This is a genomic window from Paraburkholderia sp. AV2 (assembly GCF_054968425.1).
Map to the genome: position 1 here is coordinate 1 of NZ_JBANLK010000078.1, position 20,391 is coordinate 20,391.

19 protein-coding genes and 1 pseudogene are annotated in these 20,391 nt (G+C 57.7%); 12 read left to right on the forward strand and 8 right to left on the reverse strand.

The genetic code is table 11. The features are described 5' to 3' along the window. From V8683_RS29835 to V8683_RS29880, 10 genes are all read left to right on the forward strand, one after another. On the forward strand, window positions 1-538 hold a 538-nt coding region (locus tag V8683_RS29835), incomplete at its 5' end, for a DMT family transporter (RefSeq protein WP_462880720.1). Between the two features lie 264 nt (window positions 539-802). Then, entirely contained in the window at window positions 803-1,372 is a 570-nt protein-coding gene (locus V8683_RS29840; protein WP_411188335.1) for a hypothetical protein, read from the forward strand. A gap of 158 nt (window positions 1,373-1,530) precedes the next feature. Beyond that, the gene (locus V8683_RS29845; RefSeq protein ID WP_411188336.1) at window positions 1,531-3,408 is read left to right on the forward strand and encodes a DUF262 domain-containing protein; all 1,878 of its coding nucleotides are present in this window, start codon (window positions 1,531-1,533) and stop codon (window positions 3,406-3,408) included. Between the two features lie 378 nt (window positions 3,409-3,786). Further along, complete coding sequence (locus tag V8683_RS29850) at window positions 3,787-4,341, forward strand: DUF3455 domain-containing protein (RefSeq protein WP_411188337.1); 555 nt, start codon at window positions 3,787-3,789, stop codon at window positions 4,339-4,341. 269 nt (window positions 4,342-4,610) lie between these two features. Beyond that, on the forward strand, window positions 4,611-5,324 hold the full coding sequence (locus V8683_RS29855) for a hypothetical protein (protein WP_411188338.1): 714 nt from the start codon (window positions 4,611-4,613) through the stop codon (window positions 5,322-5,324). Between the two features lie 364 nt (window positions 5,325-5,688). Beyond that, window positions 5,689-6,114 (forward strand): hypothetical protein, encoded by a 426-nt coding sequence (locus V8683_RS29860; protein WP_411188339.1) that lies wholly within the window; start codon window positions 5,689-5,691, stop codon window positions 6,112-6,114. Between the two features lie 349 nt (window positions 6,115-6,463). Continuing rightward, window positions 6,464-8,989, forward strand: a complete 2,526-nt coding sequence (locus V8683_RS29865) for a type VI secretion system Vgr family protein (RefSeq protein ID WP_411188340.1) — start codon at window positions 6,464-6,466, stop codon at window positions 8,987-8,989. 71 nt (window positions 8,990-9,060) lie between these two features. Further along, window positions 9,061-11,949: a hypothetical protein gene (locus V8683_RS29870; protein ID WP_411188341.1), complete on the forward strand. Its 2,889-nt coding sequence runs from the start codon at window positions 9,061-9,063 to the stop codon at window positions 11,947-11,949. A 497-nt stretch (window positions 11,950-12,446) separates the two neighbouring features. Further along, complete coding sequence (locus V8683_RS29875) at window positions 12,447-12,902, forward strand: SH3 domain-containing protein (RefSeq protein WP_411188342.1); 456 nt, start codon at window positions 12,447-12,449, stop codon at window positions 12,900-12,902. 99 nt (window positions 12,903-13,001) lie between these two features. Continuing rightward, the gene (locus V8683_RS29880) at window positions 13,002-13,289 is read left to right on the forward strand and encodes a PAAR domain-containing protein (RefSeq protein ID WP_411188343.1); all 288 of its coding nucleotides are present in this window, start codon (window positions 13,002-13,004) and stop codon (window positions 13,287-13,289) included. A gap of 181 nt (window positions 13,290-13,470) precedes the next feature. On the opposite strand, the gene V8683_RS29885 is transcribed toward V8683_RS29880, so the two are convergent. Together V8683_RS29885 and V8683_RS29890 are read right to left on the reverse strand one after the other, a co-directional pair. Further along, entirely contained in the window at window positions 13,471-15,282 is a 1,812-nt protein-coding gene (locus V8683_RS29885) for a hypothetical protein (RefSeq protein WP_411188344.1), read from the reverse strand. Between the two features lie 70 nt (window positions 15,283-15,352). Continuing rightward, entirely contained in the window at window positions 15,353-15,496 is a 144-nt protein-coding gene (locus V8683_RS29890) for a GntR family transcriptional regulator (protein ID WP_411190483.1), read from the reverse strand. On the opposite strand from V8683_RS29890, the gene V8683_RS29895 reads away from it, so the two are divergent. Next, on the forward strand, window positions 15,455-15,601 hold the full coding sequence (locus tag V8683_RS29895) for a hypothetical protein (protein WP_411190598.1): 147 nt from the start codon (window positions 15,455-15,457) through the stop codon (window positions 15,599-15,601). The genes V8683_RS29890 and V8683_RS29895 overlap by 42 nt on opposite strands. Window positions 15,602-15,719: 118 nt before the next feature. On the opposite strand, the gene V8683_RS29900 is transcribed toward V8683_RS29895, so the two are convergent. Both V8683_RS29900 and V8683_RS29905 read right to left on the reverse strand, forming a co-directional pair. Then, a complete protein-coding gene (locus tag V8683_RS29900) occupies window positions 15,720-16,409 on the reverse strand; it encodes a hypothetical protein (RefSeq protein WP_411188345.1) in 690 nt (229 codons plus the stop codon). A gap of 47 nt (window positions 16,410-16,456) precedes the next feature. Beyond that, window positions 16,457-16,897, reverse strand: a complete 441-nt coding sequence (locus V8683_RS29905; RefSeq protein ID WP_411188346.1) for a hypothetical protein — start codon at window positions 16,895-16,897, stop codon at window positions 16,457-16,459. 641 nt (window positions 16,898-17,538) lie between these two features. Between V8683_RS29905 and V8683_RS29910 the strand changes: the two genes are divergently transcribed. Beyond that, window positions 17,539-17,868, forward strand: coding sequence for a helix-turn-helix domain-containing protein (locus tag V8683_RS29910; protein ID WP_411188347.1), 330 nt, complete (start codon window positions 17,539-17,541; stop codon window positions 17,866-17,868). Here V8683_RS29910 and V8683_RS29915 read toward each other — a convergent pair. From V8683_RS29915 to V8683_RS29930, 4 genes and pseudogenes are all read right to left on the reverse strand, one after another. Next, a complete protein-coding gene (locus tag V8683_RS29915) occupies window positions 17,846-18,484 on the reverse strand; it encodes a hypothetical protein (RefSeq protein ID WP_411188348.1) in 639 nt (212 codons plus the stop codon). The genes V8683_RS29910 and V8683_RS29915 overlap by 23 nt on opposite strands. Before the next feature lie 5 nt (window positions 18,485-18,489). Next, window positions 18,490-18,786 (reverse strand): hypothetical protein, encoded by a 297-nt coding sequence (locus V8683_RS29920; protein WP_411188349.1) that lies wholly within the window; start codon window positions 18,784-18,786, stop codon window positions 18,490-18,492. A 112-nt stretch (window positions 18,787-18,898) separates the two neighbouring features. Then, window positions 18,899-19,705, reverse strand: coding sequence for a DUF4942 domain-containing protein (locus tag V8683_RS29925; RefSeq protein ID WP_411188350.1), 807 nt, complete (start codon window positions 19,703-19,705; stop codon window positions 18,899-18,901). Between the two features lie 101 nt (window positions 19,706-19,806). Further along, window positions 19,807-20,391 (reverse strand): annotated as a pseudogene (locus tag V8683_RS29930) (hypothetical protein); the annotation flags it as partial.

Sequence of the window (20,391 nt, forward strand, 5' to 3'; positions counted from 1 at the left end):
CCGCCTTCTCCTGCCTCCTCCCTACGCCGCATACACCACTTCCGACGATAACTCGATTCTGGCTTGGGGCACCCTCATCGGCGGTGCCAGCAATCTCCCGCTCGCAATCGGTGCTGCGCTGCTCGCGACTCTGTTCTACGGGTTTGCGGTCAACTATTCCAAACGTCATCTGGCGGGCGTGGATCCGTTCGTTGTCGCTTTTGGCAGTCAACTGTTTGCCTCAACCTTGCTGATCCCACTCGCGCTGTTCTTCTGGCCGAAGCACGGCGTCGCGCCGTCGACCTGGGCATGCGTCGCAGCACTCGGCGTGGTGTGTACGGGCTTTGCGTACGTGTTGTTTTTCAGGCTCGTTGAGCGCGTCGGTGCCACATACGCTGCGTCTGTCACATTTCTTATCCCTGTCTTTGGAATGATTTGGGGCGCAGCTTTCCTAAGGGAGGCGATCACATTGGTGATGATCGCTGGATGCGCGATCGTGCTCTTTGGAACGGCTTTAGCGAGCGGAAAGCTAGGGTGGATACTGGCCCGCAAAGCCTGACCGTCCGCTCTGGAGAGCGGCGTAGGGCCGCTGTGGGTCGGTTTGGTGCGTTCGCCGTCGGCCCGGATTTGGCTACCAACGGCCGGTCGCAAACGCTTTCATGTGGATGTTCAGATGTCAGTTCCGCCCCAGACAGCGGACCTTCTTGCCTGAAAGGCGTGGGCAGGAAACTCAAGGTTTTAATCAGGTAGCCGATAACCAGCTACCCAATCTAGTTTTCCAGGATCGGGAGATTACACATATCACATCGATCAAAGCGCGCCCATGTGCCAAATCGCTCCCCTGTATCCGAATGTCACGGAACGTTCGCTTCGACTGGCCAGTCTCCTCTTCCCTATTCTGGTCGAATGCGCGAAGCAAGGAAAGCTCATCAGCTATGGCGTTCTAATTGAACGAGCTCGGGCGATATACCCCGACAACAGCGAAATTCGGCGTGCCATCCCGCGGTCGTCGGGCAGAATTCTTGACGTGATCCGTACGTTTTGCCTGCGCCGTGGCGTTCCGGATCTTGCCAGTATCGTAGTTCAGCGGGGAACGACCGTGCCCGGTCCAAACTACGTGGGGCTTGCTCAGGCAAGCGAGCTTCAGAAAGAGGCGTTCGCCTTCAATTGGGAAGTCGATGTCGTTGTATTCGAAGCGGAAGTGGTCGAGGCCATACGTATCAGCAAGCGAACGCCGCTTTCGGAAGTTGCGGCTCGAGACGTGCTCTTCGCCTACTTCAAGGAAAACGAGGCACGACTTCCCGCCTCTATTCGTAACCACAGGGAGAAAATTCTGGCGCTCCTCATGGAGGGTTTTGACGCGCAAGAAGCATTCGAAATGGCGTTGGCATAGTCGTTCCCGTCGAACGAAGGCTTTATCCGATATTGCCTCCCTTCAACTGAGGGACGTGCAATTGAACCACCGAGGCGTATCTACGGGAACGCACGGACTATTGAATAGAACGTGCCGATGTCGACGTGCATTGAAAAAGGATTTGGAGAAACACACAAATGGCAGGCCAATTCGAAAAGCCGATCTCGATTCGTCAGGCGCTACGGAACATTGATGATCGAACATTCTTGCTACCAGCGATTCAGCGCAATTTCGTCTGGTCGACGCAGCAGATTTGCGTCCTGTTCGACTCGCTGATGCGAGGATACCCGATCAGCACCTTCATGATGTGGGACGTCACAAGCACGGCGATCAAGAACCATTACCGCTTTTACGATTTTTTGACTCACTACTGCCAGCGATTCAAGGAATCTAATGATCATGTTCCCACTCATGGGGATTTCAAAGATTTCAAGGCGGTGATCGATGGCCAGCAACGGTTGACATCGATCTATATCGGATTGAAGGGCACGTATGCCTATAAGCGCCCTCGCGTCTGGTGGCCCAACACACGAAACGATGAGATATTGCCACCGCGACGCCTGTTCCTGAACTTGACGAAGGGCTTGGAGGGACAGGAAAACGAGTCGATGACACAGTACGACTTCCGCTTCCTGGCTGAGAGCCAGGTTGAACAGTACGCGGAAGACCCTTCTTCTCACTGGTTCGAAGTGGGTCAAGTGTTAAGACTGCCGGAAGTGGCTTCGTTGGACCAGATTCGACCCAAAGTGGTGTTGCCTTATCTCAGGCAGCACTCCCTGGCGGACAACGAGTATGCGCGCAATACATTAACCCGCCTGTACTACGTCATTCGGCATCAAGAGGTGATCCACTACTACAACGAGGAAAGCCAGGACATCGATCACGTCCTGGACGTGTTCATCCGGACAAATAGCGGGGGCACGCCGCTTGCTTTCTCAGATCTGCTCATGTCGATCGCGATCGCCAATTGGGAGGGCGACGCTCGCACGGATATCGATGATCTCGTGGTCGAAGTACGGCAAAGTTCGGCTATGAACTTCTCGATAGGCCGCGACTGGGTGCTGAAAACGTGTCTCATGCTGACTGAGGCCGACGTGAAGTTCAAAGTCAAGAACTTTGACACCAACCAGGTCAGCAAGATTCAGGAGCAGTGGAAAGGGATCAGGGCGTGCGTGATCGAAACGTTCAAACTGCTTCGCCGCTTCGGGCTTAACGACCAGTCTTTGAGAGCCAAAAACGCGGTTATCCCATTGGCCTACTATCTCTACCGCCAGTCTTATGCCGGCGAGCCGCTCTATTTGAGCATCAACAACCTCAATCACCTTCGTGACGAGCGGGCGGACCTGTCGCGCTGGCTCAATATGGCTCTTCTGCGCGGGGTGTTCGGCGGACAGGCGGATGGCGTGCTGACACGAATGAGGAATGTCGTCACGTCCAACAGGTCCAAGGGCGCCTTCCCGTTGAAGGAAATCATCGACGCCTTCAAAACCACCAACAAGGATTTGCGTTTCGACGAGGATTACCTGAAAAGTCTGCTGGATATTCAGTACGGGGATCCGCGTTGTCGCCTGGTGTTGAATCTCCTTTTCCCTGAAGTCAACGAACATCTGCTTCTGGACATCGATCACCTGCATCCGGCAAGCGCTTTTGACAAGGCGGCGCTCGCATCGGCATCGTTTCTCCAGGACGCGCCCGATCGCCTTAATTTCTACAGTGACCCTGTCAACTGGAACTCGATCGCGAACTTGCATCTTCTGCATACATCGCAGAACCGGTCGAAGCAGGATATGGCGCTGGTCGACTGGATGGCAGAGCCCCATACTGGCTTCAAAGCTGCAGACCTGCTGCTCACCGGAGAAGACAGCTTGTGCTTCGCAGATTTCGAAGCCTTCTGTTGCAAGAGGCGTGAGGCATTGCTTCGACGCTTGCGCGACAACGTCGAAGTCACCACGTCACTGCTGGTACCCCAGGAAGTGCTAGACGAGGAAGAGGAAATGGCCACGTCCGCCGCGTAAGGGGCGATAACGGGCGCGACATGTTTCCTTCGTCGTTCGCGGCGGAATAACGGCGCACCGAATCCAGGATCCATAAAATTTCGGTACCGAACGGACGTTGAAATCGTGCGTAGCGAGCGTCCGATGGGGATCGTCTCCGGCGAATGTGCCCGCTCCTCACACCAAAGCCGTCATTTGATCGGCTCATCGCGAACTACCGCTCCGGGTCGGAATGCGTCAGTAGCATGAAGTGCACACCTGATCAACCGATGTCGTGGATTACGCGCGCGGGCCCGTTGTACACGACCCGAAGTGACGGCGCGGCGGCACCCGCGTCTCGCAGCGGTTTCCCGGTATGATCGGCAGGTACGCTGAGACATTCATCGAGGGACAACGCGCATGACCCAATCGATTCGTAGAGGCGGCCGTGACGTCCGCCGGGCAACGCGGCGCGCTTTTGCGATCGCGACGGCGCTGGCTGGCAGCGTGGCGCCTTCGTTGGCCCAAGCCCAGACGCCGGTGCCCGACGTTCTGCAGCCCGCCGGCGCGACGCACGTGGTGGCCTCGCTAGAGGCATCGGGCGTGCAGATCTACGTGTGCAGGCGCGACGCCGCGAATCAACTGGCGTGGACCTTCCAGGCGCCGCAAGCCGATCTCTACGACGCCTCCGGCCAGCTCGTCGTCAGGCACAGCGCGGGACCGTCGTGGGAAGCGCCGGACGGCAGCCGGATCACCGGCAAGCTGCTGCAGCACGCCGCCAATCCCGACGACGGCGCGGCGATCCCAATGCTGCTCCTCTCATCCACCAATGCGGGCGGTCTGGGTCTCCTGAGCACGGTGCGCTACGTGCAGCGGCTTGCCACGCACGGCGGCGCGGCTCCCGCGCAAGCCTGTGTGCGCGAGGGCGAGGAAGGGCGGAGCCCCTATCTAGCGGAGTACGTGTTCCTCGAATGACCGTGGTGCGAGCGCACGTGTACCGTGTGGCCGCGCCACGGCACGTGTGCTGCTGGCGCAGTCGTCGTCCTGAAAGCCGAATCGTACGCGGCGCTGTTCGATTGATAGTCCACATTGAGGTGCACTGAGGGAGTGCACTGAATCTATCTTGGGTCGGAGCGTCGGTAGCCGGCCAGTTACTGTCGGTCGCTGATGTCGCCTTTCGGGCAGTACTACTTTTAAGCTACGATCTTCGTCCGATTTAATGTTAGCGTCCGCAAGGAGGACCAATGACGACTTTGAGCTTCGCCAACCGAGATATGCTTTATTCGCTATCGTGGTACATGTCCGCAAGACAGACTGCGCTGCGCGCCGCGCTCTCGTTCCGCACCCAACTCTCCGTCACTGATCAGATGGACATGAGAGTTCATTACTCCGGCTACTTTTTGAATCTTCTGGCAGCGACCGAACTCTTCCGTGAAACGACTACGCTGCAGCCAAACACTTTTGAAACGCAGTTGTATTCGCGCTTAGTATTTGATGGATTTCAGGACGGTGAGGCGAACTACTCCTACATTCGTGAGCTGCGCAATGCAGTCGTTCACCGCGGGCTGAATATCACGTCTGCTGCGCACATTGACGGTAACTTCCCGATGGTCCTTGCGGAGCCGAAAGTTCAAAACCAGAGTCGGAAAAAGACATTCGTCGCATTTGACAAATATTTGCTACATGTCATCGAAAAGTGCGAATCGGTGGTTGGTTCGGTGATGCTTGATTGCTTGAACGCCGCAGGAATTTTTGAAGCCACCATCGATGCAGAGGCTACCGCTGCCGAGTACCGCGACGCCATTGAGCAGTCCCACGCCATGCCGGACTTCGCTAAGGCAATGGCACTAGCAACGGAATTCAAGCCAGAATGGGCTGCGGCCGCCCACAGCTCTGCAATGACGAAGCTGCGCGAAGCGTTGGCACCGTGCAATGCCACCAAGCCCTCGGTGTCCTAGAACCATTGAGCGCTCGAAAAAACGGGTTTCGGCGGGTCGGAGAGATCTCCGCCGCGGCCTGTGCAGGATGTCTGCTTCCGGGCGGCGAGATTCGTAGCCTGAATGCCGCAAACGGGTCGGTTACAGAAGTTCGATGGCTAAATCGAGCGAGTCATTCTTCGCCACCAGGGTCGCGACTACCGAATTGCGAACCCCGGCGGACGCAATGTGCGCGCTGATCTTCGCAAGGGGAGCCAGAACGATCTTCAGACAAGAACACAAACCAGGTATTGTCCTTGCCTGATCGATATGTTGGCATTATCGAAGAAATCTTTAACGGCCCCGTACTATGACCAGACGGCAGCAGCGAAGGACACGGCAACCGATGACGAAGGAGATGTTATTGCCCATTCCGGTGTCGGTCGCCCGCAGAAAATCGATCGAACACCATATGGCTTACCATATGCTCGTGACGGGTCAAGGTAATTTATCGATCATCGGCCAGCTATTCAGCGCGATCTATTGCGCATACTTTGTTGACGACGTAACTCAGGGCCGGTCTGATCCCGATATGTTTCGACTCGCGGAAACTGCGTTGCACGAATGTGCGGTTCGCGGTAAAGCCGAGGGACGATTCGAGGGATCATCTGAAGGGATGATTGCAATCCAGCGGGTGCTGTCCCTCCGCGATCAACAATTTCTGAGTGCTCCCGCTTACATCATTGCCGACGCCCAGACGCGGCTCGCTAGGTTTCTGGCCAGTGACGACATATCACCGTTCGCGCCTGAGAGGAGGTCGCCGGTTCGGTGACCCCCGACCTCGCTGGATTGACCGGGTTGGTGGCTGTGTCGCTGTCGTCTGTAACACGATTCCTGCATGTATGACTCGACAAGGTATCGAGCATGCAGATTGAATACGATTATCAGATGCCGGCTATGCTGCCGTTGGGTGCAGTGCTGGTGTAATACGGCTCACGCCTCCGCATTTCAGGTTCCAGATTAAGTTCGGGTTATCTTTCAGGCGGGTTTTACAATCCATGATTATCTTACGGTTGACGAGGCATATTCCTGAAACCTAAAATCGGCCGGCTATACAGTCGGGGCCGTTCCGTTGAGAACGAAAGCTGTCGGCCTGCAACGCACAAGAATATGGAATACGCATGAATTCGACCGAACTGGCCCAGATAATCCGTGGCGGATTGATCCAGCAGGACCGTTTGATCAAGACGGATATTCCGTCTTTACCGAATAATGCGCTTGTGCCGCGCCGGGCGGTAACTTGTTCCGAGCTGGGCCGGGATTTCAGCGTCACCCTTGATATGGTGTCTAGCGCGGGCGATGTCCAGCTCAAGACGCTCATTGCCCAGCCGATGACGCTGTGGATTCAGCAGGCCGACAAATCCTGCCTGCCGATCAATGGCTATATTCACACGGCGAGAAGGCTGGGCAGCGATGGGAGTCTGTCCAGTTATCAACTGGTTTATGCATCATGGATGCACTTCCTGCGCTTCCGCCGTGACATGCGGTACTGGCAGGACAAGACTGCCGACGCCATCATCACCGATGTCTTCAACATGCATCCGCAGGCGCAGGGCCAGTTTCAGTTCGTCCTGCGCAAGCCGTTGCCCCAACGCTCCTATTGCCGCCAGAGCGAGACGGACTGGAATTTTGTGCAGCGGCTGATGGAGGAGGAGGGCCTGTTCGGCTTCTGGCGCCATGCCGGGGACGGCAAGTCGCATACGCTGGTCGTGACCGATGACATCTATTCGCTTGATGAAGCGTCGACAAATCCGCTCAGTTTCTATCGGTCGGGTACGGGCAGCGAAACGGATGCCTTCACGCAATGGTCGGGTACGCGCACCCTGCAGAGCACCACCTATACGACGCGTACGTTCGACTACAAGGCACCATCGTCTTCCGTCCGCCCCAAGGGCACTTCGCTGCCGACGATGCCTGGACAGGGGAATCTGCCGGAACAGGCGGAAGTCTACGAATACACTGGCGCCTACACGTATCTGACCCAGGACCGCGGCGAGCAGCTTTCGAAAGTTCATCTGGAAGAATGGGAGTCGCGGGCCAAGCGATTCTTTGGCACGGGTAGTGTCCGGGGCATCGATGCCGGTCGACGCTTCGAGCTGAGCGGTCATCCAGAGCATGACCGCGATGCGGCCAGTCAGTGCGAGTTTGCGGCGATCAAGGTGCGACGGTATATCGAGAACAACCTGCCGCTGTCGAATCAGGAGGCGAGCTTTCCGCATAGCTTGCAGAGCGAACTGGCGCAGGCAAAGGCCGAGCATACTGGGGAAACCGTTACCCATGCGGACGGTTCAGCCGGTTTCTTTCTGGCCGAAGTCGAGGCGCAGCGCGTTACGGTTCCGTACCGTAGCCCGTTCGAGCACAAGAAGCCGGAGATGCATCTGGAGACGGCCGTTGTCGTCGGACCGAAGGGCGAGGAGGTCTATACGGACGAGCTGAACCGGGTGAAGGTGATGTTCATCTGGGACCGGCAGAATCCGGGGGATGCGGGTGCATCGTGCTGGGTGAGAGTTGCGCAGTCGGATACGGGCGGCGGCTACGGGAGCGTCCACGTTCCCCGGGTCGGCGAAGAAGTCCTCATCGGTTATGTTGGCGGAGATTGCGACAGACCGATCGTGCTCCACCGCGTCTACAACGGGAGCGTCCAGCCGCAATGGCATAGCGACGGCATCCTGTCGGGGTTTCGGTCGAAGGAATACTCGGGTTCCGGTTATAACCAGATGGTCCTCGACGATGCAACCGGACAGAACCGTATGCAGTTGATGAGCAGCAGCGGGAACAGCATGCTGCATCTCGGGTACCTGATCGACCAGAGCGGCAACACGCGCGGTTCATACCTTGGCTCAGGATTTGCGTTGACTACGGGTTCGTACGGTGCAGTGAGTGCTGCACAGGGGATGTACGTCACGACGTATCCGAAGGCGGCGAACAGCCAGCAGATGGACGTGCGCGAGGCGCAGCAGCAACTCGTCAGTTCCGAAAGCACCATGGAGGCGATGTCGCAAGCCAGCCAGCAGCATCAGGCGGAAAGTCTGGATACCGGTCACGACGCGCTGAAGAGCTTCACGGATGCGACGCAGGGCAGCGTACAGGGCTCGCAGTCGGGAGGCAGGACGGCGGGCGGGGGCACGGGCAGCGCGAACGCGTTCAAGGAACCCGTGATGCTGCTTGCAAGCCCATCCGGCATTGCGCTATCAACGCAGCAGTCGGTGCATATCGCGAGCGGGCAGCAGACCAATGTGGTGAGCGGCCAGAGTACGTTCATCGCGAGCGGGAAATCGCTGGTGGCGAGCGTGGCTGAGAAGATCAGCCTGTTTGTGCAGAACGCGGGGATGAAGCTGTTTGCGGCGAAGGGGAAGGTCGAAGTTCAGGCGCAGAGCGATAACATCGAATTGACGGCGCAGAAAACGGTGAAGGTGCTCTCGGCGACGGAGAATATCGTGGCAGCTGCAAAGCAGGAAATCCTGCTGACTTCCGGCGGCGCGTATATCCGGATCAAGGATGGCAACATCGAGATTCACGCCCCCGGCAAGATCGATATCAAGGGGGCGACACATAACTTCTCGGGACCGACGCGGCTCGATACGACGTTCCCGTCATGGGTAGCCGCAGATGGCAAGCCGAAGCGTTCGACATCGTTTTCGGGATAAGCGCGTAGCGAAGCAGCAGGGTGCCGGGGAGCACGCGGCGCTTTTATGAGAACAATCAGGAAACATACTGCATGGCAGCTGACAATGGCGATACGTTGACCCCGGTTTCTCAATGGGCCTATCCATTTCCACAAAAAAATGCGACTGGCACGGTGAACCCCGACGCCTACCTGGCCGCCCTCCAAGGGAGCGATGGCTCCTTCCCTCTAGGCTTGAACGGTCTATGGCATGGCGGGATTCACCTCGATCAGACTGGCACATCATCGACGGTCACGGATAGCGAGATGGACCGCAGTAGTGGCGTTCGCTGCATTGCCGATGGTGAGGTCGTCGCTTACCGGCTCGATAGCGACTACCAGCATTTGTCTTATCCCGACAAATCGACGGTGTTATATTCGCGAAGCTTCACATTGGTCAAGCACAAGCTGACCTTGCCTGCGGTGCCGGCAAATAACTCTCCGACGCAACCGTCAACGGTAGCACCTGCCAAGAATGAACCGAACAAGCTAAGTACGGACCCGGCGGATTCGCTGGTCTTTTTCAGCCTGTATATGCATTTGGCCCCCTGCACGGTGTATCAGCACTCGGAACAGGACAAGAACAAGAAAACCTGGCCCAGCTACTACAATGCCGAGCCGATTTATACGGTCAACGCCCAGCGCGCCAAGGATAAACAGGAGGATGTCAAGACCGGGGAACCGGTCATGGGTTCACATGTGCATCGTGACAACAAGGGTCATGCAGGCGAGAGCATCGGTATTTTGCGTTCGGGCAGCAAAGTCAGGATGCAACGTTTGGCACATGCTCCAAAGCACTGGGGGCGCATTGCGAGCGTCATCTCCGGTGAGATAGTTCCGATTCAGCCGGGGAAACCGGTGCCGCCGGACGCTTCGCATGGCTGGGTGTTTCTTGACTGGCTCGATAGCGAGATCAATCCCGCGGCCCTCGACAGTGTCTACGTGCTGCCTGAGCCCGTTCGCATCAGTGCCGGTGACGTGGTGGGTTATCTGGGCGAATATCAAAATGCCGAACATGCTTCGCCGTTGCCGCCCACTCCGCAGCGGGCATTGCTGCATGTCGAGGTGTTCGCCGGTGACGATTTGCAGGCGTTTCTGGCGCGCAGCCGGGCACGTGCGGCGCAATTGACGCAAGAGCCGAAGACGCAACTGGTACTGTCAAAAGGCGCAAATCTGTACGGCTATAAAAGCGCCGGTGATTTGACGCTGCCCGCGAATACCGCAGTGACGCTTGCTCAGGACGCATCGCAGACAGGCATGTGGACCAAGGTGCAGGTCAAGGCCCCCGGGGCGACCAGCGCAACGAATTACTGGATTGCACGCAGCGAACTGGCGAGCACAGACACGCGGCGCGCGTGGAATTCGTTTCCGCTATCGTTATCGGCTGCACCGTCCGGAACGAGCGACTATACCCGTGTCGTCAATATCGCGGGTCTGACCGGGCACATGGACGACCAGAAGCATACCTGGTACGAGGTCGACGCGGGCGACGCCAATATGAACACGGTCGATGGCTTCGTCTGCGCATCAGGCCAGCCGAATGTCTCGTTGCAGAACAAATGGGCGTGGGCTGGTTTCGAGCTACTGTCGTCGAGTTTGGCGACGGTCGACCTTTACAGGCGTTATCTCTATCTGAAAGGCGATAAGGCTACGTCAGAAGAACAGAGCGCTTTCGAAGCCGGTTTCAATGTGGCGAAAAGCAATCCACTGATCGAGAAGCTGGATGAGATTCTGACGCCCAAAACCCAACCACACGGCAGGGTCCAGGGTCAGGATTTGCTCTCCGCATTGAATCTGAAATGGCGCGCGAGCCGGGTCGATCATCTGGTGGTGAAATATGAAAGCGAGTGGGGCGGGAAGATGACCAAATGGGATGCGCTCGACCCCTTTATGCACGATGGCCTGCCGTATTGGACGACAGAGAAAGAGCGAATCCAGCAATTGCAGATGTGGGATGCGTGCAAAGAGGTATTGAAACCGGTGTCGACACCGAGTGTCTATCACTTGCATCCCGTTGGTATCGTGGGGAATTTTTTTGATCCTGACGCTTGTGCTTGCGGTTGTTGCCTCAATAAAAAAATTCAGGTCGTGCGCTGGAATGGACACTATGGTCCGTGTTATTGGGGCTCTATGACACTCGCAAATGCGCCCGCACTTCAGGCAATGCAGCTTAATGGTGAGATGACTGCAAGTGAGAGTCGCATCATCGCGGCTATGGCGCCAAACGAAGGTAAGCTCGACACGGTTCAGTCTTACGACGATCAAGTTATTACTGCTGGCGCTATGCAAAAGACCATGCGCCCAAGTGATGGTGGAGGAGAGTTTGCCCAGCAAGTCGCGGATTTCCGTGCAGAAAGCGAGTCGGGCTATCAAGAACTCTTTGCTAAATGTGGATGGACGGTGGTGGGCGCAGGTGATGGCGCACGCCTTTCGTTTGCACATCCAGAGGTTACAGGAGGTCAACTAATGACCGGAGCGAATCTGCGAGAGAGGATTAGGGACGGTTGTGACAAGCAGACTAACCATCAGTATTTGCCCAATCCAGCAGTCGCAGCAATCGCGCACGCAATATCTGATTTGCGGTTTCAGAAGTTGCAGATCAAGGATTTCGTCAGTCGTCTGCGCAAGTGTTTAGCCTCCCGTCCGACCGACTATGACTATTCGGTTGGCGAGTATTTTCAGGGAGACCTTGGCCGAGCAACGGTGCTTGACCAGAGCGTAAATCGGCCCGCTTTTGTAGATGATGACCTCGCGACGTCGCTCAATCACTTGTATGCTACTCATCCTACCGCGCCCCGCAATCCAAACAACTGGGGACCAGCACGTGCGGAGCTAGAGCAAGCTTTGGCTGATCAATACGGCACGACACGCCGCATGGCGATCTCGAATGGAGTTTCCGTTGCGCCGGGTCGTTACAATAATCTCAAATCGACATTGCAATGAACATCCGAATCGCAGCCCAAATCGCTTCGCTTGCTTGCATAGCGATCGCCGCGCACGACGTACAGTGCGCCGAAAATACTTCTATTGTCGATTTTTCTAACCACTCGCGGTTGGTCCTGTCTGAGCCGGTTCCCTCGCAGCTGCTTCGAATATTCGGCGCTGGCTGGACACGTCTAACATTTATACGCCCTGACGGAACTGCACTACCTATCGTACCGAACGAATCACTGACGGCGGAAGGGGGGGTCATCTTTTCTCATCCAGTCGAGCATGCTTTGTCGTCTGACGGTCGATACATCGTGCTCAACTGGACACGGAACGGAGTCGTTAGTACTGAGGAGGGAAAGCCCGCCTTAGAGAGCCGACAGTTTTGCCCGATCCTTGACACGGCCACTGGTTGTGTTTTCCGCGACGATTCAGGCGGCGTGTGCGGTGGCACGTGGGACGCGAAGAATGACTCATGGGACGACACTTTGGGTTCTGGCGAGACGCAGACCATGGACAAGCTTGCAAAGCCTACGGCGCAGGGTCTGTGGGCACAGTACAGCGGCTCGCCAGGTAGCAACATCAAGGATAACTTGAACGCCGCCCTCGGTCTCACTAACCTCAAAGCATGCGATCCTCCTAGCGCCACAAACGCGAGCTACTACGCCAAGATCGAAGCTGCACTAGGACCGGCTGCAGAGGCGGCAGCTAAACCTGCACCATCGGTCAGTGGAGAATTGTCGCAGGATGCGACAACGAACGAACAAGCAGTATGGGTCGTAAAGCCTGATAGAGCATGGCTGTATGCGCAGCCGTCTGTGGGCAGCAGTCACCGCGGTTATCTGATCCACGGCGATCGCGTCACGGTGATCCGCAAGGGAGATGACGGTTGGCTGCAAATCCATTACGAACGTGTGGGCAAGCAGCCCATTGAGGCGTGGCTCCAAGCTGGGGATTTGACCCGCTAACGTGCAGGTGCTTTAGCTGGCTCGTGGCGGCAACTGTTAAAGCTGCGGTGATCGTCATTTCTCGTTTGATTGTCCATCGATTGGACTACAGAAACAACAATGAAGCGTTGCTTAATTCTTAACGACGACAAGACCACCGCGAACGGGACGGTAGTCGCTACGCCTACGACGATCCAGTTCATGGGCCGCGATGTCGCCCACGAGGGCGACGACGTGCAATGCCCTGTGTGCCATACGACGGGGAAAATCAAGTGCGATGGTCCGCGTCAGGTGATGACCGCGCCCGATGGTCGCCATGCCGCATTGAACGACGATCTTTGTATCTGCAAGTGCGAGCCGCCGCCGAAGCTCGTTGCTTCGCAGCAGTCGATGTCGGTCGACGCCTGATAATCTGAGCGCGCAGTCCGTATGACAGTTGTTGATGATCGTATTGCAAGGATTCGCGCCTGTCTCGCGGCCGAAGAGGGGTTCACCCTGCTGGATGAGAAGTGGTCCGGTGCATTTAGCCAGTACAGCAAGACTGGTACAGCCCGAGGGCTGTACCAGTCTTGCCGGGAAAGCGCTGGCTTTACGGGTTCTGCTGCATGCCGATCGTGGCGGCTGCGGCGCGCATGGATGTCGCAATGGTGTTCGTCAGGGCGGCCGGAACCTGCAGTACCGTCGTTGGTGAAGTGGCCGGAACCATATAGCCGCTGACGAGCTTGCCGTTCATCAGGGCAATGACGAGCGAACCACCTGCATTGATCGTGTTCTTGATCGTGTCGTCGATTGGCACGTCGGGCGCACCGACTGCCTTCGGCAGGGAAATCGTGATGACGTCCGGATTGCGGGGATAGACCGACCAGCTGCCCGTGACCGGGAAACCAAGCGGTTCATTGCCATAGTTGCAGCCATGGGCACCGCTTTCGACGATCTGCGCAACGCCGTTTGCCTCGATATCCAGAAGGAGGCAACTGCCCCCGATAGCGATCTGCGTTCCGGCGACTTGCTGCACGGACGTATAGGTTTGCGACGCGCTCCCGAGACCCGATACTGTCAGCCCATTCGGGAAGGCGGTCAGCCCCGTGAGCGGGATGGCAGCGATTGACGTAAATGCACCATTGAGCCAGGGTATACCGATTCCGTTGGCCGTCAGCATGATCTGGTCATTCGCATGCTGCATCGTCGCCAGATAAGCTGTCGTCCCCGCCGGGAAGCTGCCTGTCATCGAGCTGCGTACCGGATTGCGGTAGTCGATCTGCAATGCCGTCGAAAGGGGCTCTCCCGATACATCGGTTGTACGGTACGAAACCGTGACCGTATCGCCCGTGTTCGGGTCGGTGCCGACAAGATTATTACCGGTCTGCGAGAGCGTATACGCCGGATGAAGCTGGTCGTTGGTGAGCCAGTTCGTCCACGACCCGTCCGTCTTCATCAGATAGGCCCCTTCGCCGGAGGTCAACGAAATGAAATTGCCGCTGAACATTGCGTCATAGCTGCCCACAGGTGACACGGGTGACCATTTGCCGTTGCTCTGGACCTCCTGGGTGACGCTAAGCGTCTGGCCGGAAAGTGTCCAGTTCTCCCGCACCGGCGAGACGCTGGTAGACCAGACACTGTCAGGCACCTGCTGCAACATGTCCCCGTCCACGGTGTAAAGCGGACCAGCCAGCGCCGTCGTCGCGGCAACCGCCTGGCTGAATGCCGGGTTGGTTAGCTGGGCGTCGACATCGGACTGCCCGACGCCGTCGACGGTGCCCTTCGACACGTACGCATTCAGCGTAGCCTGCACCAGCGACCAGGAAACCGGCCCCTGACCGGCAAGCGTCGTCATGTGGCTGACCATGTCGGCAGAGATCGCGGCGGTGGCGGTATCGCCGCTGGCAATGTAATCGGCATTCGGGTCGACCTGGCTGCCGACGAGCTGCTGGACGGACTGCGTGGCCTGCTGCTGGCTCTGGCCGGCGTTCATCTGTGCGACGACCATCGTCGTGAGCGGCGTCACGTTCTGCGTGGAACCCGAGACGACCGCAGACAGCGTAAACCCGTTCTGGAGCGTCGTGCCCGAGGTCACGTCCGTCGCGCCGGCCGGCACGATCGCGAGCAGTTTCTTTCCGGTCATGTCGCCGGCAACCTTGAACGAATAGCTGCCGGTGTTGTCGGTCGTGGCGGTCGGCTGAGAGTTGTCGCAAGCGCTCTGACCGTTATCCAGGCAGACGGTGACGCCGGATATGTAGCCGTCGATCACCTTGCCGCTGATCTGGGTCTGGCTGCTGGAACCATTGCCGGATGTGCCGGCCGCCGAATTGCTGCCTCCACCGCCGCCTCCGCAGGCGGTGAGTATGGCGGTCATGGACGCGCACAGTGCGAACCGTGCGATTCCCGTGTTGGCGTTCTTCATCTTTCTCTGGACCTCGTTGTAGTAGGTGGGTACTGCCGGAGTGAGCTTTTACAGCGCACACATGGACCGTTCATGGCCCTGGGCGGCCGATGACAGTGGTGCCGCGACCGCGACTCGCAGTGATCAACCCTTCCCGTGCGGCTTGTTTCATCGCGCGATTAAGGGTGTTGGGATGAATACCCATGAAATCAGCCATCAAGCGCTGCGGTGGCAATACATCGCCGATGCATACCTGCCCGTTCCGTATGGCGGTCTCAAGTGCGTCAAGCGCGACGCGCCATACGGTGCCGTGCTTGCGTTCTATCCTGCAAATCCATGAATTCATTGGGGCTCATTGGGCGTTTTCCTCCTGAAGATGACCGGGTCCGACAGACCGGTTTCTCCTTCTATATGTGAGAAATAATCAAGGAAGATCAGGGCCCGGTACGCATGATCGACTATTGGGCGATTTGCCAGCCATTGTCGGTCTTGATCATACGGATTTCGAACGAATCGGCTGTCATCGTTACATCGTCAGTGAAATCATCTATTTCAAGCGGCTTGCTTCCATTTCTGGATGAGAATAACTGGTCGAAAACCTGATGAGGTGTGTTGGGGCAATCTTTTTCCAAAGTCATTTCGACTTGAAAGAGCCCATACTCTTTAATTTGCGAGTCAATTTGCTGAGGAGTGTACGAGTATAATTGAAGTGCCCGATTATATTTTAAATGATCCTCCTGGTTTTCCATCATGTAATCGTCAGCGGTCTTGCCGGGGTTGGCTGCAACCCAGGCATCCTGAGCCTGCTTCCAGTTGTCGACTGTCTTTTTTGCATCAGCCACACTTTCTTTGGTGGTTTGCGCATATTGGGGATATGTATTCTTGATGAATGACTTGACGTCATCAGGTGGTGTGAGATCGAGCGTATAACTTACCTGGACGACGTAGCTACCGTCCTGCTGACGAATGCCATTGATTCTCTTGAAATCCTGAACATCAATGTACTGGCAGTCTCCCAGAGCAGTTTTGACGGCCTGCTTTGCTTCGGATTTGCCTGGCTTGTCAGACTCCGAACAGGCAGCCAGAAAGCTGGTCATCACGAAAATGACAACGAGCGACAGCAATGATTTAAATTTTTCGGTTTTCAATTTTAAAGCCTTTTATAAATTTGTTATGATAATCTGGGGGGTGAAGGTCAACCTTGGATCAATGCGCGAACCATAAGCTCACAGAATATTGCGATTCCCAGCCAGACCCAAAAAATCACCCTGGACTGCTGAAAGGCACTGCAGCGTCTCCAGAGGTAAACGGGGATGATAAAAGACAGTTTGCCGAACTGTTTCGTGTTGATCTGGTGCTTCTTTAATTGAAGGTAGTCAATCAGTGTCAGGCCATAATTGCAAATGACTGCAACCCACCAATAATGAGCATGGGAAAAAGAATATGCCATGTAATCGTCGAACTGGTCATCTTCGATTCCACTGATTCCAGCGTTCAACCCGATTAGCATCGAACGGATCACGAGACTGATCAAGGGCGCGAAAGCTAAAAGCCAGAGAATTATTTTTTCATGCCTGCTACCGAGGTACTGGTTGCTAAAAATGACACTGCTGTCAATATCGGATTGATTTTTCATGGTGACTTCCTGTGGTTCGAGGTGAATAAAATTCGTCATGACTTGATTGGCCTTTTTCGAACCTCGCATAAGGTGACAAGGTACGAGTTAAAAATGCTCCCGTGGCACCGCTTGCGTTTCTGGGTGGCACGTCATCGATGTCCGGCAACACCCTGACTTACCGGTAATGCCCCATCGTGATTGCCATGGAGGCCGCCAATTCCGGCATGTTTTCGAAGAGGGCCGGATGTCAGCTGATGCCCGGCAACCATCGCGGTGATGGCGGGCGGGAAGACGAAGAACCTGACGACGATATGACTGATGCGGAAGCCTTGTCAGGCCGGTGACGTGTCGGGCTTGTCTGCAAGCTCCGCAGGGGCAGGTGCGTGCCAGTCGTCGCTTCTCCCTTCCAGATCCGGGTGCTGGACAATTGAATCGCTGGCTTTTTCTTTTGGTACTGCCACGTGCACATTGCTTCATTCCCCGATGTAATATTTGACGTGTTTACACTACAGAAACGCGTGCAGCGAACCTGCGGCTGCGATTGAGACCAGTCAAGGCTCGCGATCCCATCAGGCAGTGTTATTTGTAGAGTATATGCTACTATAATTGAAGTGTTTATAGCGTCGTGAATTGGTCTTCTGGCGGGCATTCTGCTTGCCATGACTATCAGGCGTTCAACTTCTTCCGCTACGCATCCTGCCCCGATCTCGATTGCCCTCGGCAAGCGGATCAAGGCATGCCGGCATGAAGCGGAGAAATCCCAGGAAACGCTCGCTTTCGAGGCGCACGTTGACCGCACGTACATCTCGGCCATCGAGCGCGGTATCGCCAATCCGTCTGTTGAGACGCTGGCGAATATCTGCTACGCACTGAACGTGACGCTGGCCGAGCTGTTCGCGCCGTTGAACAACGTGTCGTTGAAGCCGACGGGCGAGCGCCGCGCGAACGCGGCGACGCCACCGGAGATCAGGCGTCAGCGCTTGCGCTGACCAACGGGCGCATCGAGACGGCGCCCTCGATCGTGACGACCTGTCGGGCGCGGCAGGAGCGATAACGTATCGACTCCGGCTCATGCCAGTCGAGCCGGGCGTTAAAGCCAGCCATTCCGGGTTCGTCGCCAGCGGGATCGACCAGGAGCAGCGCGTTCGGCAGGAACGTGCGCTCATCCCGCCGTCCCTCGACGCCGACCGCCAGTGCTGCATGCCAGCGGACTGGCCGTGACTGCCGCCAGCCGACGATAGCCGGTCGCCCGCGCGACAATTCCCTGGAGATGAAGCGCAGGATCCCGGACGCCGGACCCGGGCAGACGACCGGCTGCACTCCCAGATTCAGCTCGGCGATGAAGCTCGCCAGTTCCGCGAGCGTCAGGCCGTGCAGGTAGTGAGGCCAGACGCGATCCCATACGCGCCGTTCGTTGCCGCCCGCGTGATACGGCAGCGCGACCGGATCGGCAAGCTTGTCGAGCAGGGCAAGCCCCATCGCGACGCAATGCAGGGTGCTCCCGCCGTCCCAATGGCCCTGCCGGCTGAAGAGCGGCGTGCCGGACCCGGCGACCGTCAATTGCTGGCCGGGCCGGATACCGGCATGAAATTGCTGGATCAGCATGTCAGTCATCGCCCGGCAACAGGACGATCGTAGCCGGGCGATCTTCCATCCGTGCTGAGCCAGACGGTTTGCCCGCCGGTGAAGACATGGCTGGACAGGATGCGATGGCCGGTCGCAATCGCCTGTTTGTTCTGCTGGCGATCGGGTTCAGCCAGTTCGCCGAAGTCGCCCCGCCCGTGACGGCACAACGGATCGATGATCGAGACTTTTGCATCGGTGAGGACCGCCACGGCGGCAGGCGTGGCGAGGATACGGCCAGGCCTGAAGTGCGGGCCAGCGTGCTGGGTCGAAAGCAGATTCATGATGGACTTCTCCAGTCAGAGAGCGGACACCGGTTTCCGGCCGAACCGGATGCGGGGTCGCAGAAACAGAGGGAAAGGTCGGACGCGAAATGCGTCTGACGGTGAAGAGGCACTACTGCGCTTCTGAAGCGAGCGCGTTCGGGTAGTGCTTCGCGAGGATCTGGTTGATCCGGTCGACGAGTTCAGGCCGCCTGAAGGTCAGATGTCCATTGCCGTTCTTGAACCAGCGCAGATGGAAATAGTCGTTTTCAGCTTCTGTCTGCCGTGCCTGCCGCGCGTCCGAGACGAGGACATAGGCGCCGTGCCGGTGGTCTGGCTCGGGCTTGCCGTCGAGTACGCAGAACACGCGGATCAGGTCGTCCAGTTCGTCGATGACCCGGTGATTCGGGGAACCGGAGCTGAGCAGAGACGTCACGATGATCCGCCTGCCGAACCTGAATGGCTGATTGGTTTTGTAGTCCCACGACAGCCGCTGGAAGCATTGAATGACCCCGCGCTCGAACATGTCGCCACGCACGCCGTAGAGCTGCGCGAACGTGGCTTCGATATTGGCGGCGGTGAGCTCCGGGACGTCGCCATCGGCAAGCTGCCGGTCCCACTGCCCGCGCGCCTGTGCATCCATGAAGGTGCGCAGCCCCGATTCGGACAGCAGGTAGTTCCAGCCGCGCGAGTCGATCACGCTGACGATGGCGGCTTTTGCCTCGTCGCGCTTCGCGTAGTCTCCGGTAACGCCCGGCCTGCCGCGACAGGCATAGGCGTCATCGAGTACGAGGCGGGGAAAGCCGAGGTGTGCCGCTCTGGCGAGCTGTTCGGCTTCGGCGAGCAGGTCGAGCGCGGCGCGGACGCGTTCGACGACCGCGGCACGCTGGTTGGCGAGATTGGTGATGCTGATGCTTTTGACAAGGTCGGTGGTCTCCACGGGATGCTCCAGAAAAGGGCGAGCGAGGGCCTCCGGACGGGCCGGACACGCAACGCAAGTGCGGGAGTGGAAAAAACTGGATCGCCGGGCGCAGGCCCGGCTTATGCCGTCGGGGTGAGGGTGGCGAGCTGGCGGCGCAGCGCAAGGGCGCGGGCCTGCGAACAGCCCAGATGCAGGCGGATGTCGGCGACCGTTGGCCGGACGCGACCGGCGGCAACGTCGCGCGCGAGCTGCATGACGTCGTCGCCGGCTAACCCGGTGCGCGGCAACGCCGCCATGTCAGTGTCAGACGGCACGTGACTGCCGGTAGCGGTTTCACGACTGGCAACCTCACTGGTGTGACCCGTCGTGACTGCCGGGAGAGTGGCCTTGTTGGCGGCGGGGACGACAGCCGTCGCGGGTGATGCAGGTGACGACGGCGGCGGCCGGAGCGCGACTGTCCACAGCAGGCACGCGACGCCTTCGAGTACGGCGGCGAATGCCAGTCCGGAGAGCAGATCGACGCGTGCGGTACTGACGCCCAGTAATGCCGCGAGTCGCGACGTGACGGGATCGGCCCGTAATGCGTCACGCCGGGTCGCGGCCCGGTCACGTTCGGCCTCGTCTCGCCGGATGTCATCGGCTTGGGCGTTTGTTCCGTCGCGATCTAAACGGTATTCTGTAGTGCGAGATATTTGGCGTTGAGA

Coding starts and splice junctions, on each gene's coding strand:
- V8683_RS29905 (WP_411188346.1), bottom strand. CDS start 16,897: ATGAAAAATCAATCCGATATTGACAGCAGTGTCATTTTTAGCAACCAG.
- V8683_RS29840 (WP_411188335.1), top strand. CDS start 803: ATGTGCCAAATCGCTCCCCTGTATCCGAATGTCACGGAACGTTCGCTT.
- V8683_RS29855 (WP_411188338.1), top strand. CDS start 4,611: ATGACGACTTTGAGCTTCGCCAACCGAGATATGCTTTATTCGCTATCG.
- V8683_RS29915 (WP_411188348.1), bottom strand. CDS start 18,484: ATGCTGATCCAGCAATTTCATGCCGGTATCCGGCCCGGCCAGCAATTG.
- V8683_RS29910 (WP_411188347.1), top strand. CDS start 17,539: ATGACTATCAGGCGTTCAACTTCTTCCGCTACGCATCCTGCCCCGATC.
- V8683_RS29865 (WP_411188340.1), top strand. CDS start 6,464: ATGAATTCGACCGAACTGGCCCAGATAATCCGTGGCGGATTGATCCAG.
- V8683_RS29875 (WP_411188342.1), top strand. CDS start 12,447: ATGGACAAGCTTGCAAAGCCTACGGCGCAGGGTCTGTGGGCACAGTAC.
- V8683_RS29850 (WP_411188337.1), top strand. CDS start 3,787: ATGACCCAATCGATTCGTAGAGGCGGCCGTGACGTCCGCCGGGCAACG.
- V8683_RS29920 (WP_411188349.1), bottom strand. CDS start 18,786: ATGAATCTGCTTTCGACCCAGCACGCTGGCCCGCACTTCAGGCCTGGC.
- V8683_RS29860 (WP_411188339.1), top strand. CDS start 5,689: ATGACGAAGGAGATGTTATTGCCCATTCCGGTGTCGGTCGCCCGCAGA.
- V8683_RS29885 (WP_411188344.1), bottom strand. CDS start 15,282: ATGAAGAACGCCAACACGGGAATCGCACGGTTCGCACTGTGCGCGTCC.
- V8683_RS29870 (WP_411188341.1), top strand. CDS start 9,061: ATGGCAGCTGACAATGGCGATACGTTGACCCCGGTTTCTCAATGGGCC.
- V8683_RS29895 (WP_411190598.1), top strand. CDS start 15,455: ATGAATACCCATGAAATCAGCCATCAAGCGCTGCGGTGGCAATACATC.
- V8683_RS29845 (WP_411188336.1), top strand. CDS start 1,531: ATGGCAGGCCAATTCGAAAAGCCGATCTCGATTCGTCAGGCGCTACGG.
- V8683_RS29880 (WP_411188343.1), top strand. CDS start 13,002: ATGAAGCGTTGCTTAATTCTTAACGACGACAAGACCACCGCGAACGGG.